The 13,675-nt window shown below is 68.8% G+C and carries 11 protein-coding genes; 5 read left to right on the plus strand and 6 right to left on the minus strand.

Annotated features, from left to right (window positions below; translation table 11 throughout):
- Window positions 1-339 precede the first annotated feature (339 nt).
- Entirely contained in the window at window positions 340-1,656 is a 1,317-nt protein-coding gene (locus IAI58_RS14700) for a ferredoxin reductase family protein (RefSeq protein ID WP_237182861.1), read from the plus strand.
- A 120-nt stretch (window positions 1,657-1,776) separates the two neighbouring features.
- On the opposite strand, the gene IAI58_RS14705 is transcribed toward IAI58_RS14700, so the two are convergent.
- Window positions 1,777-3,024 (minus strand): NAD(P)/FAD-dependent oxidoreductase, encoded by a 1,248-nt coding sequence (locus tag IAI58_RS14705; protein WP_207445689.1) that lies wholly within the window; start codon window positions 3,022-3,024, stop codon window positions 1,777-1,779.
- 6 nt (window positions 3,025-3,030) lie between these two features.
- The gene (locus tag IAI58_RS14710; RefSeq protein WP_207445690.1) at window positions 3,031-3,978 is read right to left on the minus strand and encodes an isoaspartyl peptidase/L-asparaginase family protein; all 948 of its coding nucleotides are present in this window, start codon (window positions 3,976-3,978) and stop codon (window positions 3,031-3,033) included.
- A gap of 182 nt (window positions 3,979-4,160) precedes the next feature.
- Here IAI58_RS14710 and IAI58_RS14715 point away from each other — a divergent pair, with 182 nt between their 5' ends.
- A complete protein-coding gene (locus IAI58_RS14715) occupies window positions 4,161-4,937 on the plus strand; it encodes a 2-keto-4-pentenoate hydratase (RefSeq protein WP_207445691.1) in 777 nt (258 codons plus the stop codon).
- 44 nt (window positions 4,938-4,981) lie between these two features.
- Here IAI58_RS14715 and paaZ read toward each other — a convergent pair whose 3' ends face one another.
- A complete protein-coding gene (gene paaZ, locus IAI58_RS14720; RefSeq protein ID WP_207445692.1) occupies window positions 4,982-7,021 on the minus strand; it encodes a phenylacetic acid degradation bifunctional protein PaaZ in 2,040 nt (679 codons plus the stop codon).
- A gap of 22 nt (window positions 7,022-7,043) precedes the next feature.
- On the minus strand, window positions 7,044-9,137 hold the full coding sequence (locus tag IAI58_RS14725) for a 3-hydroxyacyl-CoA dehydrogenase NAD-binding domain-containing protein (protein ID WP_207445693.1): 2,094 nt from the start codon (window positions 9,135-9,137) through the stop codon (window positions 7,044-7,046).
- Between the two features lie 211 nt (window positions 9,138-9,348).
- Between IAI58_RS14725 and paaG the strand changes: the two genes are divergently transcribed.
- The 3 genes from paaG (at window position 9,349) to IAI58_RS14740 (ending at window position 12,066) form a co-directional block, all read left to right on the plus strand.
- The gene (paaG, locus tag IAI58_RS14730) at window positions 9,349-10,140 is read left to right on the plus strand and encodes a 2-(1,2-epoxy-1,2-dihydrophenyl)acetyl-CoA isomerase PaaG (RefSeq protein WP_207445694.1); all 792 of its coding nucleotides are present in this window, start codon (window positions 9,349-9,351) and stop codon (window positions 10,138-10,140) included.
- Between the two features lie 25 nt (window positions 10,141-10,165).
- A complete protein-coding gene (gene paaK, locus IAI58_RS14735) occupies window positions 10,166-11,482 on the plus strand; it encodes a phenylacetate--CoA ligase PaaK (protein ID WP_207445695.1) in 1,317 nt (438 codons plus the stop codon).
- 161 nt (window positions 11,483-11,643) lie between these two features.
- The gene (locus IAI58_RS14740; RefSeq protein ID WP_207445696.1) at window positions 11,644-12,066 is read left to right on the plus strand and encodes a YciI family protein; all 423 of its coding nucleotides are present in this window, start codon (window positions 11,644-11,646) and stop codon (window positions 12,064-12,066) included.
- A gap of 3 nt (window positions 12,067-12,069) precedes the next feature.
- Here the strand turns inward: IAI58_RS14740 and paaE are convergent, their stop codons facing one another.
- On the minus strand, window positions 12,070-13,164 hold the full coding sequence (gene paaE, locus IAI58_RS14745; protein ID WP_237182241.1) for a 1,2-phenylacetyl-CoA epoxidase subunit PaaE: 1,095 nt from the start codon (window positions 13,162-13,164) through the stop codon (window positions 12,070-12,072).
- Window positions 13,165-13,175: 11 nt separating this feature from the next.
- Entirely contained in the window at window positions 13,176-13,673 is a 498-nt protein-coding gene (paaD, locus tag IAI58_RS14750) for a 1,2-phenylacetyl-CoA epoxidase subunit PaaD (protein WP_207445698.1), read from the minus strand.
- Between the last annotated feature and the right edge of the window lie 2 nt (window positions 13,674-13,675).

Consider the following 13,675-nt stretch of genomic DNA (forward strand, 5'->3'; position numbering starts at 1 on the left):
ATCCCCTGTCGATGGCAGCCGCGCCACCAACGGGTCGTGCGTAGCGGCACATCCCAATGTCACCTCTACCTCCACCGGTAGCCGCTTCCAGGCTGGCTCGGCGCCCAGCATCACTTTTCCTTGGCAAGGGCCCACGACCGCACGACGCATGACAAGCTGCAGATCGTTTCGAGCTGATTGAAGGATTCCGGTCGACCATACCCGGTGACGGCAGGTGTCCTGCCAAGCTGCCGTTCATGCAGCAAAGTTCAGCATCCTTCCTGGCACGGCCAGAGCCGTTATCACAGGGGAGCACCTGCCATGAGGCGCGCACGGTCCGTATTCTGGGGAGGGCTGGCCGTGCTCAGCATCCTCTGGCTTCTTGCTGATCCAGGGTCGCTGGCGCCGGACCACCTTTTTACGCTTCGCGCTTCTGCGATGCAGTACAGCGGCATTCTGGCGATGGGCTGCATGAGCCTTGCCATGCTTCTCGCCATGCGGCCGCGTTGGCCTGAAAGGTGGACGGGCGGACTCGACAAGATGTATCGCCTGCACAAATGGCTGGGCATCGGCGGGCTCGCACTGGCCGTCACCCACTGGCTCTGGGCGCAAGGACCGAGATGGGCCGTGTCCCTTGGCTGGGTGGCGCGCCCGCAACGCAGTCCGCGGGTGCCTGCTGAAGGCTGGGTGGAACCATTCCTACTGTCGCAGCGGCATACCGCCGAGAGTCTTGGCGAGTGGACTTTCTACGCAAGCGTCATCCTGATCGCCGTCGCCCTGGCCCGGCCTGTCCCCTATCACCTGTTCCACAAGTCGCACCGCCTCCTCGCTGTCCTGTACCTGATCCTGGTATTTCACAGTGTCGTGCTGACCAAGTTCAGCTACTGGTCCACGCCCGTCGGCGCGGTCATGGCGTTGCTGATGGCCGCCGGGACAGTGGCTGCCGTTGTGTCGATACTGCGCCGGATCGGCATGAGCCGGAAGGTGGAAGGCAGGATTACGAGGCTGCATTACTACCCCGCGCTTCATGTGCTCGAGTGCGAGATAGACGTTCCCAAGGGCTGGCCTGGACACAAGGCTGGACAGTTCGCCTTCGTCACCTCGGACATGTCGGAGGGCGCGCACCCCTTCACGATCGCTTCCACCTGGGACCCGGCCAGGCATCATCTCTCCTTCGTCGTGAAGGAGCTCGGGGACTATACACGGCGTCTGCACGAGACTCTTCATGTCGGTGATCTGGTGCAGGTCGAGGGGCCGTATGGCTTCTTTACCTTCGATGACGGTTCGCCGCGTCAGATCTGGGTGGGCGGGGGAGTCGGCATCACGCCTTTCATCGCCCGGATGAAGTATCTCGCGCAGGAAGGCTCAGCCATACCTGGCACGTCCCTGCGGCATGACATCGATCTGTTCCATCCCACCGCCGAATACAGCGACGAAGCCATTGCCAGGCTGCAAGCCGATGCGGCAGCCGCGGGTGTGCGCCTGCATGTGCTTCATACCCGGCGCGAGGGCCGGCTGACCGGCGACCGCATCCGGGAAGCCGTGCCCGACTGGCGGGGCGCCAGCATCTGGTTCTGCGGCCCGTCCGGCCTTGGCGAGGCTCTCAGACAGGACTTCGGTCGTCATGGGTTTCAGGTCGCCAGGCGCTTTCATCAAGAGCTGTTCGAGTTGAGATGAGCAGCGCACGGGAGGAGGTGACGCTTTCTGCCCGGACTTCCGTGGTCCATCGGGTGCGGATGGCGGCTGCCCGGCGGCCTCTGCCGCAGAGTCGTCCTGCGCTGCCACCTCCCCCGGAGATCAGAACCGCTCGGCGGCATAGGCCTCCAGCGAGGCATTGCCCGGCCGCCCCAGGATGGCCGGCGCCAGCAGTTCCGCCGTGCTCGCCGCGCCGGTCAGGCCCAGATGCCCGTGGCCGAAGGCGAAGGCCAGGTTCGGCAGCTTCCTGGAGGGGCCGATGACCGGCAGGGAATCCGGCAGGCAGGGCCGGTGCCCCATCCAGAAGCCCTCTGATTCCTCGGTGCTGGCATCAGGCAGCACCGCCTTCAGGTCGCGGTAGAGCAGCTCGGCCCGGCGCGGCGTCGGCGGCTTCTCGGTGCCGCCGAATTCCACGGTGCCGCCGACGCGGATGCCGCCTTCCATGGGCGTGATGAAAACCTTGCGGTCGGCGGGGACGATGCAGCGCCCCAGTTGCAGCCCGGCGCGCGGCAGCATGACGTGGTAGCCGCGCTGGCTCTCCAGCGGGATGCGGTAGCCGAGCGGCGCCAGCAGGCGGGCGGACCAGGCGCCGGCGGCGATGGCGACGCTATCCGCCGCATGGTGCCCGGCCTCCCCACGGATGCCGCTGGCGCGGCCCTCCGCGACCGTGATCTCCAGCGCGCGGTCCCGCACGAAGCGGGCGCCGTTGCGCGTCAGGGCTTCCGCCAGGGCCAGGCAGTAGCGGTGCGGGTTGGCGCAATGCGCGTGGTCCGGCAGGAACTGGCCGACCGTGTAGTCCGGCCCCACCGCCGGCTCCAGCGCCATGATGCCGTCGCGGTCCAGCGTCTCGATGCGCGCCCCATGCTCGCGGCGCAAAGCCCAGCTGGCCGTATCCTTCGCCAACTGCTCCCGGGAACGATAGAGGTAGAGATGTCCGGCACAGACCACGAGTTCCGGCGCGCCGATCTCCCGTGCCAGCGCCTGATGCTGCTCCACAGCCAGATGATGCAGCGTGCCCAGCGCGCGGGCCACTTCCGCCACCCGCGCGGGGCGGGCGGAGGCGACGAAGCGGGCGAACCACGGCATGGCGCGCAGCCAGTAATTGGCCGGGACATGCAGCGCCGCGTCGGGGTCCAGCAGCATCTTCGGCACGTCGCGCAGCACGCCCGGCATGGCAAGCGGCACCACGGAGCTGGCGCTGATGGCGCCGGCATTGCCGAAGCTGGCCCCCTGCCCCGGCGGCTGCGGGTCCAGCACCGTCACCGTGGCGCCACCGCGTTGCAGCTTCCAGGCCAGGGCGAGGCCGACGATCCCGGCGCCGACCACCAGAATATGCGGAGAAGCGGTCATCCCGTCTCAGCCCTGCTGCAGCGGCTGGCGGTAGATGCCGGTCCAGGCCACGCCATCGGCGGCGATCATGCCGCGATACATGCCCTGGCTGTTGAAGGGCAGCGAGACCCGCCCGGCCGCGTCGATGGCGATCAGCCCGCCCGAGCCGCCGATCCGGCCCAGTTCCTCCACCACCGCCTCCGCCGCGACATCCAGCGCATCGCCGCGGTAACGCATGCGCGCTGCGATGTCATGCGCGGCGGCCCAGCGGATGAAATACTCGCCATGGCCGGTCGCGGAGATGGCGCAGGTCTCGTTGTCGGCCCAGGTGCCGGCGCCGAAGACCGGACTGTCCCCCACGCGCCCCGGCAGCTTCGCCGTCATGCCACCCGTGGAGGTAGCCGCCGCCAGGTTGCCGTGTCGGTCGCGCGCGACGGCGCCGACCGTGCCGTGCTTGGCCTCGTCGCTGCGCGTGTCGGGGGCGGCAGAGGCCTGGCGCGCCAGTTCGTCCTGCAAGGCCTGCCAGCGCCGCTCGGTGTAGAAATACCCGGCGGGCGCGAAGGTGATGCCCTGGGCTCGGCAGAATTCCATCGCGCCCTCACCCACCAGCAGCACGTGCTCGGAGTTTTCCAGCACCGCGCGCGCGGCCTGCACGGGGTTGCGCGGCCCCATGATGCCGGCCACGGCGCCGGCCCCACGGTCCTCGCCCCGCATCACTGCGGCGTCCATCTCCTGCAGGCCCGCGCGGGTGAAGACGGCGCCGCGCCCGGCGTTGAACAGCGGGTTGTCCTCCAGCGCCATCACCGCCGCCGTCACGGCATCCAGCGCGCTGCCGCCCCCGGCCAGCACGGCATGGCCGGCGTTCAGGCTGTCGCGCAGGCCGGCGTGGTACTGCGCCTCGGCCTCGGGCGTCATGGACTCGCGGCGGATGGTGCCGGCACCACCATGGACGGCCAGCGCGAAGGTATCGGGCATCAAGGGCAACTTTCCGGTTGAGGCGCGGCGGGGCCTGTCCCGCAACGGTCCAGGGTATCGGGCGCATGATGATATTGGGAGTGGCCCGCATGAGGGAATACGGGTTCTGGCCCCGGGCCATGGCAGCGGCCGGAGGAACCCGGCATCCTCGGCTGCTGCTGAGACAGGACGAGGGAAAGACCATGGTGCAGAACAGTCCGGAACGCGCGGCGCAGTTGCTGGTGGCGGTCCGTCAGGGGCAGGAACGGCTGAAGGACCTGCCGGAGGATCTGCGCCCCCGCAGCACCGAGCAGGCCTATGCCATCCAGGATGGCGTCATCCGGCTGCTCGGCCCCATTGGCGGCTGGAAGGTGAGCCCGAAGAGCGGCCATGCCGAGCCCGGCTGCTCGCCCATCAGCGCGGCGCTGATCCAGGCTTCGCCCGCTTCCCTCGCGCAGTCAGCGGTGCCGGGCGCCGAGATCGAGGTTGAGATCGAGATCGAGATCGAGATCGCCGTGACGCTGGGCCACGACCTGCCGCCACGCGCCACCCCCTATACGCCGGAGGATCTGCGCGCCGCCATCGCCGCGCTGCATCCAGCGGTGGAGCTGCTCAGTTCCCGTTTCCGGGACCGCAGGGCCGCCGCGCCGCTGAGCCTGCTGGCCGACAGCCAGAGCAACGCCGCCGTGGTGCTGGGCGCCGGGCTGGCGGAATGGGAGGGGCTGGACCTCCGCGAGGTCGCGATGCACCTGCGGCTGGATCGAGAGCAGGTGGCGGCCGTGAATGGCGGCGCAGGGATCGAGGATGTACTCGCCGCCCTGGCTTGGCTGGCCAACCATGCCGCAGCCCGGACAGGCGGGCTGAGGAAAGGCGAGGTGGTCATCACGGGCGCGCGGATCGGCCCCTGGTCGCGCGGCGATGCGACGGAGGTGGAGGCAGATGTCGCTGGACTCGGCACCGTCGCCATCACCTTCACCTGACAAGGACAGGCGGGGGCCGCGCATCCGCCCCCCGTCCCCCGGCGTCACGGCGCCGGGCGCGCGCTCATGGTCAGCACGTCGTACTGCGCGACCGTCTCGTCATTCTGGTTGAAGACCTCGGCATCCCAGCGCACCTCGCCATAATCCGGCAGGCGGGCGGAACGCTTCGACTTCACCGTCAGCCGCACGCGGATCGAATCGCCGGGCGAGACCGGCTTCAGGAAACGCAGCCGCTCCAGCCCGTAATTCGCCAGCAGCGGCCCTGGTGCCGGGTCCACGAACAAACCGGCCGCGAAGCTCAGGATCAGGTAGCCATGCGCCACGCGCCCCGGGAAGAAGGGGTTCGCCTTGGCGGCTTCCTCATCCATATGCGCGTAGAACCTGTCGCCGGTGAAATTGGCGAAATGCTCGATATCCTCGAGCGAGATGGTGCGCGCGGGGGTCACCACCGTGTCGCCGATGGCGATCTCGTCGAAGTTCTTGCGGAAGGGATGCGGCCCTTCCACCTTCGTCGGCGCGCCCTGTCCCCAGGTCTTCGTCAGGGCGGTCAGCTTGGCGGGCGAACCCTGCAAGGCCGTGCGCTGCATGTAGTGATACACGCCGCGCAGCCCGCCCATCTCCTCGCCGCCGCCGGCGCGGCCGGGGCCGCCATGCACCAGGGCCGGCAGGGGCGAGCCATGGCCCGTCGCTTCCTTGGCGCTGTCGCGGTCGACCAGATAGAGGCGGCCATGGAAGGGCGCGAGGCCCATCACCAGCTGTTCCGTCACATCGGCGTCGTAGGAGAAGGCGGAGGCGACGAGGCTGCCCTCCCCGCGCTGCGCCAGGTCGATGGCCTGGTCCAGCCCGTCATAGGGCAGCAGGGTGGAGACGGGGCCGAAGGCCTCGACATGGTTCACCCGTTCCGCGCGAATCGGCTCGGCGCAATGCAGCAGCACCGGGGAGAGGAAGGCGCCGGCATCGGCATCGGCATCCACCACCGTGCAATGCAGCGGATCACCGAAGACGATCTCGGATTCCCCGGCCAGCTTCGCGATGTTCTCTCGCACGTCGCGGCGCTGCTGCTGGCTGGCCAACGGGCCCACGGCCACCTTCTCGTCACGCGGATTGCCGATGGCGAGCTTACCCAGCCGCGCCGCCAGCGCATCGCGAACCGCCTCCACACGCTCGCGCGGCACGATCACGCGGCGGATGGCCGTGCATTTCTGCCCGGCCTTGGCCGTCATCTCCCGCGCCACTTCCTTGATGAAGAGGTCGAATTCCGGGCTCTCCGGCGTCACGTCCGTGCCGAGGATGGCCGCGTTCAGCGAATCCCGCTCCGCGATGAAGCGCACGGCATTGCGCGAGACGGTCGGGTGGTCACGCAGCTTGCCGGAGGTGATGGCGGAGCCGGTGAAGGAGACGACATCCTGCCCGTTCAGATGCTCCAGCAGGTCGCCGGTGGAGCCGGCGACGAACTGTACCGCGCCCGGTGGCAGGATGCCGGATTCGACGATCATGGCGAACATGGCATGGGCCAGATAGGCCGTGGCCGTCGCCGGCTTGGTGATGACGGGGACGCCGGCCAGGATGGTCGGCGCCAGCTTCTCCAGCATGCCCCAGCAGGGGAAGTTGAAGGCATTCACATGCACGGCCACGCCGTGCAGCGGCGTCATGATATGCGCGCCGACGAAGCTGCCGTTCTTCGAGAGCGGCTCGAACGCACCGTCCAGCACGAAGCGCTCGCTCGGCAGTTCCTTCCGGCCGCGCGAGGCATAGGCGAAGAGCGTGCCGATGCCGCCGTCGATATCGATCCAGCTATCCCGCCGGGTGGCGCCGGTATCGTAGGAAAGCTCGTAGAGAGCCTCCTTCCGCTCGGTCAGATGCACCGCAAGGCGCTTCAGCATCTCCGCGCGCTGGTGGAAGGTCAGCGCGCGCAGCGCCGGGCCGCCCACCTGCCGTGCATGGCGCACCATGGCCCCGAAATCCACCCCGGCCGAGGAGGCCGTGGCGATCACGCGGCCATCGACCGCGCTTGGGATCTCCACCGCACCGGCGCCGGGGGCGACCCAGCGGTTCTCGGCGTAGCTTTGCAGTGTCAGGACCATGGTGCTTCCATCCTGTGTTGGGTCAGCCGGGCGCGGCGCGCCCGCGCTGCCATTCCTTGAAAGTGCTGCCGGCCTCGGCTAGTTCGCGCAGCAGGGGCGCGGGCTCGGAGCCCACGCCACCGGCCTCGGCGGCGGCCTCCACCTCCGCCAGCACGGCGCGCAGGCCGCGTTGGTCGGCGGCGAACAGCGGCCCGCCCTTGATGCGCGGGAAGCCGTAGCCATTGGTGAAGACGAGATCGATGTCGGAGGGCCGCAGGCTGATGCCCTCGGCCACGATCTTCGCGCCCTCATTCGCCATCACGGCCAGAAGCCGGTTCTGGATCTCCTCGGCCGTGAAGCGGCGCGGCGTGATTCCGGCGGCCTCGCGCTCGGCGGCGATGATCGCATCCACCGCCGGGTCCGGCTCGGCCTTGCCGCTGGCATAGCTGTACCAGCCGGCGCCGGTCTTGCGGCCCAGGCGCCCGGCCTCGCAGAGCCGGTCGGGAATGGCGACGTAACGCTCCCCCGGGTCGCGCGTGGCGGCGCGGCGCTTGCGCATGGCCCAGGCGATATCCAGCCCGGACATGTCGCCTACCGCGAAGATTCCCATGGCGAAGCCATAGGATTCCATTGCCGCGTCCACCTCGCGCGGGCTGGCGCCATCCTCCACCAGATATTCGGCGTGGCGGCGATAGACGGCATAGATGCGGTTGCCGATGAAGCCTTCGCAGACGCCGGAGACGATGGGCAGCTTGCCGAGCTTCTTGCCGAAGGCGAGTCCGGTGGCCAGCACGCCCGGCGCCGTCTTCGCGCCGCGCACCACCTCCAGCAGCTTCATGATGTTGGCGGGGGCGAAGAAGTGCAGCCCCAGCACATCCTGCGGCCGGTTGGTGAAGGCGGCGATCTCGTCGGGGTCGAGATAGGAGGTATTCGTCGCCAGCACCGCGCCCGGCTTCGCCACCGCATCCAGGCGGCGGAAGATATCCTCCTTCACCGTCAGATCCTCGAAAGCGGCCTCGATGATCAGGTCCGCCAGGGCCAGGCTGTTCCAGTCCTCGGTGGGCGTGATGCGCACCACGTGCTCGGCCGCCGCGGCATCGGTCAGCCGGCCGCTCTTGGCCTGCTTGCCATAGGCATCGCGCAGCCGGGCCGCGCAGGCGGCGGCGGATCTGGCATCGCGCTCGATCACCGTCACCGGCAGGCCAGCATCGGCCACGGCCATGGCGATGCCGCTGCCCATGGTGCCGCCGCCGATCACGGCCACATGCCCGACTGCGCGGGGCGTGACGCCCTTCAGGCCGGGCACGCGCGACGCCTCACGCTCGGCGAGGAAGAGATGCCGCAGCGCGGCGGCCTCGGCACTGGCGCGCAGCGGCAGGAAGACCTCGCGCTCGCGCTTCAGGCCGGCTTCGAAATCCATGCCGGCGGTCTCGCGCAGCAGCTCCACCACGACGGGAATGGCCGGCACGCCCTTGGCCTTCTTCAGGGCGGACTGGGCGGCGGCTTCCACGGCGGCGGGGTCGGCGGGCGGGATGGGCAGCGCGGAGACATGGCGCTTCGCGGCACCGGGCGCCAGCCGCACGGCCTCGGCCAGCAGTTCCCCTTCCAAGATGCCGTCGATGATGCCGAGCTTCGCGGCTTCCGGCGCGCGCAGGATCTTGGCCTCGCCGATCAGCTCGATGGCCTTGGCGGTGCCCACCAGGCGCGGCAGCCGCTGCGTGCCGCCGGAGCCCGGCAGGATGCCCAGGCGGGTCTCCACCAGCCCGACGCTGGCCTTGGGCGTCGCGAGGCGCAGGTCGCAGGCCATGGCGATTTCCAGCCCGCCTCCCAGTGCCACGCCATCGATGGCGGCGACCACGGGCTGCGGGATGGCCTCGATCGCCCGGATCACGTCGGGCAGGATCGGCTCATCCGGCGGCAGGTCCATTTCCTTGATGTCGGCGCCGGCGATGAAGCGGCCGGAGCCGCCATGCAGCACCACCGCCGTCACGCTGTCGTCAGCCGCCAATGCACGGGCCGCGTCCAGCAGCCCCTGCCGCACCGGGCGCGACAACGCGTTCACCGGGGCATAGTCGATCCGCACCAGCGCGACGGAGCCTTCGCGGCTGACCGATACGGCGGGGTTCTGACTGTCCATTACATGCTTCCTCCATCAGGCGCGGCGCAGGGTATGGCTGGCCGTTCGAATGGCAACCACCTGCATCCACACGCCTGACCGAATTTCCGGCTTCCGGACACCGGAAATTATTTGACCAACCGGACGGTCAATGCAAGGAATAAAGCGACGCCGGCTTGCGGCCAAGACGAGAGACCATCCATGGTCCGCGAGCACCGGAAGGAGAAACGGGATGGATCAGGTCCTGCGGGTCGAGAAGCGTGACGGCTGGTGGAAGCTGGTATTGAACCGGCCCGACAAGCTGAACGCCTTCAACGAGGCCCTTCACACCGCGCTCTACGCCGCGCTGGGCGAGGCAGCGGATGCGGAAGTTTGCCGCGCCGTGCTGCTGACTGGCGAAGGGCGCGGCTTCTGCGCGGGCCAGGACCTGGGTGACCGCCGCCCCGGCCAGGGTGGCCCGCCCGACCTGGGCCAGACGCTGGAGCGTTTCTACAACCCGCTGATCAGCCGCATCCGCAGCCTGCCCAAGCCGGTGGTCTGCGCGGTGAACGGCGTGGCGGCCGGGGCCGGCGCCAATATCGCCATCGCCTGCGATATCGTGCTGGCGGCGCAGTCGGCCCGCTTCATCCAGTCCTTCTCAAAGATCGCACTTGTGCCGGATTCAGGAGGCACTTTCCTGCTGCCGCGATTGATCGGGGAGGCGCGTGCCAAGGCCCTGATGTTCACGGCGGAGCCCCTGCCCGCCCCGATCGCCGCCGAATGGGGCATGATCTGGAAGGCGGTGGCCGACGACCAGCTCCAGACCGAGGCCGAGGCCCTGACCCAGCGCCTGGCCGCCCAGTCCACCGAGGGGCTGGGGCGGATCAAGCAGGCGCTGGAGGCTTCGGCCACCAACAGCCTGGACCAGCAACTGGACCTGGAGCGCGACCTGCAGCGCCAGGCCGGCCGCTCGCCCGACTACGCGGAAGGCGTGCTTGCCTTCCTGGAGAAGCGCCCGCCCAGCTTCGGCAAACGCACGGACTGAAAGAATAACCGGAGGAAGCACCACGATGAGCGCAACGGTCCTGGAAAATTCCCCTGTCCTGGCGGCGGTGGAGCGGGCCTCCCGCGAGGAGATCCGCGCCCTGCAGAAGGAGCGCATGGCGAAGATCCTGCGGCACGCCTACGACAACGTGCCGCATTACCGCCGCAGCTTCGACGCCGCCGGGGTGCATCCCGACGACTTCAAGGAGCTTTCGGACATCGCGAAGTTTCCCTTCACGGTGAAGACGGACCTCCGGGACAACTACCCCTTCGGCCTGCTGGCGGTGCCGCAGGAGAAGATCGCGCGCATCCACGGCTCCTCCGGCACCACCGGCAAGCCCATCGTCGTCGGCTATACCAAGGGCGACATCGACAACTGGGCGGAGTTGATGGCCCGCTCTATCCACGCCGCCGGCGGCCGCCCCGGCATGAAGGTGCATGTGGCCTATGGCTATGGCCTCTTCACCGGCGGCCTCGGCGCCCATTACGGGGCGGAGCGGCTGGGCTGCACCGTCATCCCGATGTCCGGCGGCATGACCGAGCGGCAGGTGCAGCTCATCAACGACTTCAGGCCGGAGATCATCATGGTCACGCCCAGCTACATGCTGGCGCTGATGGATGAGTTCCGCCGCCAGGGCCTGGACCCCCGCCAGTCCTCGCTGAAGATCGGCATCTTCGGCGCCGAGCCCTGGACCAATGCCATGCGGCAGGAGATCGAGCAGGCCTTCGACATGCAGGCCGTGGACATCTACGGCCTGTCCGAGGTGATGGGTCCCGGCGTGGCGCAGGAATGCGTGGAGACCAAGGACGGCCTGCATATCTGGGAGGACCACTTCTACCCCGAGGTGATCAACCCCGAGACGGGTGAGGTCCTGCCGGATGGCGAGTTGGGCGAGCTGGTCTTCACCACGCTGACCAAGGAGGGCCAGCCGGTCATCCGCTACCGCACGCGCGACCTGACGCGGCTGCTGCCCGGCACCGCCCGCCCGGGCATGCGGCGGATGGAGAAGGTCACAGGCCGCTCGGACGACATGATCATCCTGCGGGGCGTCAATGTCTTCCCTTCGCAGATCGAGGAAGTGCTGCTGGCGCAGAACTGGTGCAGCGGCCATTTCCAGATCCGCCTGACGCGGGAGGGGCGGATGGACTGCATGACCATCCATGCCGAATGCCGCGCCGGAGACTGGGATGGCGAGGGCCTGAAGCAGGAGGCCGGAGCGCTGATCGAGCAGATCAAGAACACCATCGGCATCACCACCAGGGTGGTGATCGAGCAGCCCGGCTCGGTCGAGCGCTCCATCGGCAAGATGCGGCGCGTGATCGACCGCCGGAACCAGGGCTGAGGCCCGGCTAACCGGAAGGAGGCAGGGCCGCGGCGGCGGCCTTGCCAAACCGGCGGGGGGGGGAAGCGCCCGGCCACAATGCCTTGAGCCGCTACCAAACCTCTTTTCACCGGACATGATTCCGGCAGGCTGTCACGCCTCTCGAACGGAGGAGGCCGGACATGCGCGTTATGGTTCTGGTCAAGGCAACGAAGGACAGCGAGGCAGGCACCATGCCGCCCGCCGGGTTGCTGGAGGCCATGGGCAAGTTCAACCAGCAACTCGCCGATGCCGGCATCCTGCTGGCCGGCGAGGGGTTGAAGCCCTCGTCCAAGGGAAAGAGGGTGGCCTTCGATGGCCCGGACCGCGGCGTCACCGACGGCCCCTTCCCGGCCACCGGGGAGTTGGTGGCGGGCTTCTGGCTCTGGAAGGTCAAGGATATCGACGAGGCCGTGGAATGGGTGAAGCACTGCCCCAACCCCATGCCCGGCCCCAGCGAGATCGAGATCCGCCCGGTCTATGAGGCCGAGGATTTCGGCGAGGCCATGTCGCCGGAACTGGCCGCGCAGGAACAGCGGCTGCGCGACCAGATCGGCGGTGGCTGAGCCTCACACCTGGTCGTAGTCGATGACGACACGCTCGCTGGTCGGCCGCGACTGGCAGGTCAGGACGAAGCCCGCCTTGGTCTCCCAGGGCTCCAGCGAGTAGTTCACTTCCATCTCCACCGTGCCCTCGACCACCTTGGCGCGGCAGGTGCTGCACATGCCGCCCTTGCAGGCATAGGGCAGGTCGAGGCCGGCCCGCAGGGCGGCGTCCAGGATGGCCTCGCCCTCCGCCACCTTCACCTCGCGGCGGTTGCCATCGACGATCAGCGCGGCGGTGCGGTGCGCCGCCTCGGCCTCGGCGGCGCTGGGCACCACCTTCGGGCGCGGCCTGCCGCCGAGGGCGGAGACGAAGCGCTCGATATGCACCCGTTCCTCCGGCACGCCCATCTCGCGCAGCGTGGCCTCGATCTCCTCGCTCATGCCCGTGGGGCCGCAGACGAAGACATGGTTCACCTGTCCGGCTGGAACGATATGGCGCAGCAGCACGCGCACCTTCTCGCCATCCAGGCGGCCGTTCAGGATGGCGATGTCCTGTTCTTCCTGCGACAGCACATGGAAGACCGAGAGGCGGCCGAGAAAGCGGTCCTTCAGCTCCTCCAACTGCTCGCGGAACAGCATCTCGCCGCCCGAGCGGTTGCCGTAGAAAAGGAAGAAGCGGCTCTGCGGCTCCCGCGCCAGCACGCCGCGGATAATGGAGAGGATGGGCGTGATGCCGGAGCCAGCGGCGAAGCCCGCATGGATGCGCGCCTCGCCCGGTGCCGGCGCCACGCCGAAGCGGCCGGTGGGGGTCATCACATCCAGCTCGTCACCCGCCCGCAACGCGGTATTGGCCCAGGTGGAGAAGGCGCCGCCATCCACCTGCTTCACCGCGATCCGCAGCTCGCCATCCTCGGGGCCCGAGCAGATGGAATAGGAGCGGCGCACTTCCTCATCATCCATCCGGGTGCGCAGCGTCAGATACTGGCCGGGCTCGAAGGCATAGAGGGGGCGCATCTCCTCCGGCACCTCGAAGGCGATGGAGACGGCGTCGCGCGTCTCCCGCTTCAGGTCGGCGATGCGCAGGCGGTGGAAGCGGGGTGTCGTGGCGGTGGCGGACATGGCTGCTTCCGTCAATGGCATTTGAAATAGTCGAAGGGCTCGCGGCAACTCTCGCAGCGCCACAGCGCCTTGCAGGAGGTCGAGCCGAATTCGGCGAGCAGGCTGGTGTCGTCGGAGCCGCAGCGCGGGCAGGTCACGACATCGCGGCCGAACAGCGCGCGGCGCCCGCTACCGGGCTGCGGCGGCGCGATGCCGTATTCGCGCAGCTTGCGGCGGCCATCCTCGCTCATCCAGTCCGTGGTCCAGGCCGGGGCCAGCACGGTGCGGACTTCCCGGTCCTCGATCCCGGCCCTGGAGAGCGCGAGGTCGATCTCGAAGGCGATCATGTTCATCGCCGGGCAGCCGGAATAGGTGGGGGTGATGTCCACGCGGACATGCCCATCCTCCACCACCACATCCCGCAGCACGCCCAGATCGGCGATGGTCAGCACCGGGATCTCCGGGTCCACCACCGTGCTCGCGGCCTCGATCGCTTTCTGCCGCAGCGTGCTGTCACTCTGCTGCGCCATGG

The sequence above is a fragment of the Roseomonas marmotae genome, assembly GCF_017654485.1.
GTDB classification, from domain to species: Bacteria; Pseudomonadota; Alphaproteobacteria; order Acetobacterales; family Acetobacteraceae; genus Pseudoroseomonas; species Pseudoroseomonas marmotae.

Bases quoted from the DNA above. Each gene is read 5' to 3' on its own strand.
- paaD (WP_207445698.1), bottom strand. From the start codon at position 13,673: ATGGCGCAGCAGAGTGACAGCACGCTGCGGCAGAAAGCGATCGAGGCC.
- paaK (WP_207445695.1), top strand. From the start codon at position 10,166: ATGAGCGCAACGGTCCTGGAAAATTCCCCTGTCCTGGCGGCGGTGGAG.
- IAI58_RS14725 (WP_207445693.1), bottom strand. From the start codon at position 9,137: ATGGACAGTCAGAACCCCGCCGTATCGGTCAGCCGCGAAGGCTCCGTC.
- IAI58_RS14710 (WP_207445690.1), bottom strand. From the start codon at position 3,978: ATGCCCGATACCTTCGCGCTGGCCGTCCATGGTGGTGCCGGCACCATC.
- IAI58_RS14740 (WP_207445696.1), top strand. From the start codon at position 11,644: ATGCGCGTTATGGTTCTGGTCAAGGCAACGAAGGACAGCGAGGCAGGC.
- IAI58_RS14715 (WP_207445691.1), top strand. From the start codon at position 4,161: ATGGTGCAGAACAGTCCGGAACGCGCGGCGCAGTTGCTGGTGGCGGTC.
- paaG (WP_207445694.1), top strand. From the start codon at position 9,349: ATGGATCAGGTCCTGCGGGTCGAGAAGCGTGACGGCTGGTGGAAGCTG.
- paaE (WP_237182241.1), bottom strand. From the start codon at position 13,164: ATGTCCGCCACCGCCACGACACCCCGCTTCCACCGCCTGCGCATCGCC.
- paaZ (WP_207445692.1), bottom strand. From the start codon at position 7,021: ATGGTCCTGACACTGCAAAGCTACGCCGAGAACCGCTGGGTCGCCCCC.
- IAI58_RS14705 (WP_207445689.1), bottom strand. From the start codon at position 3,024: ATGACCGCTTCTCCGCATATTCTGGTGGTCGGCGCCGGGATCGTCGGC.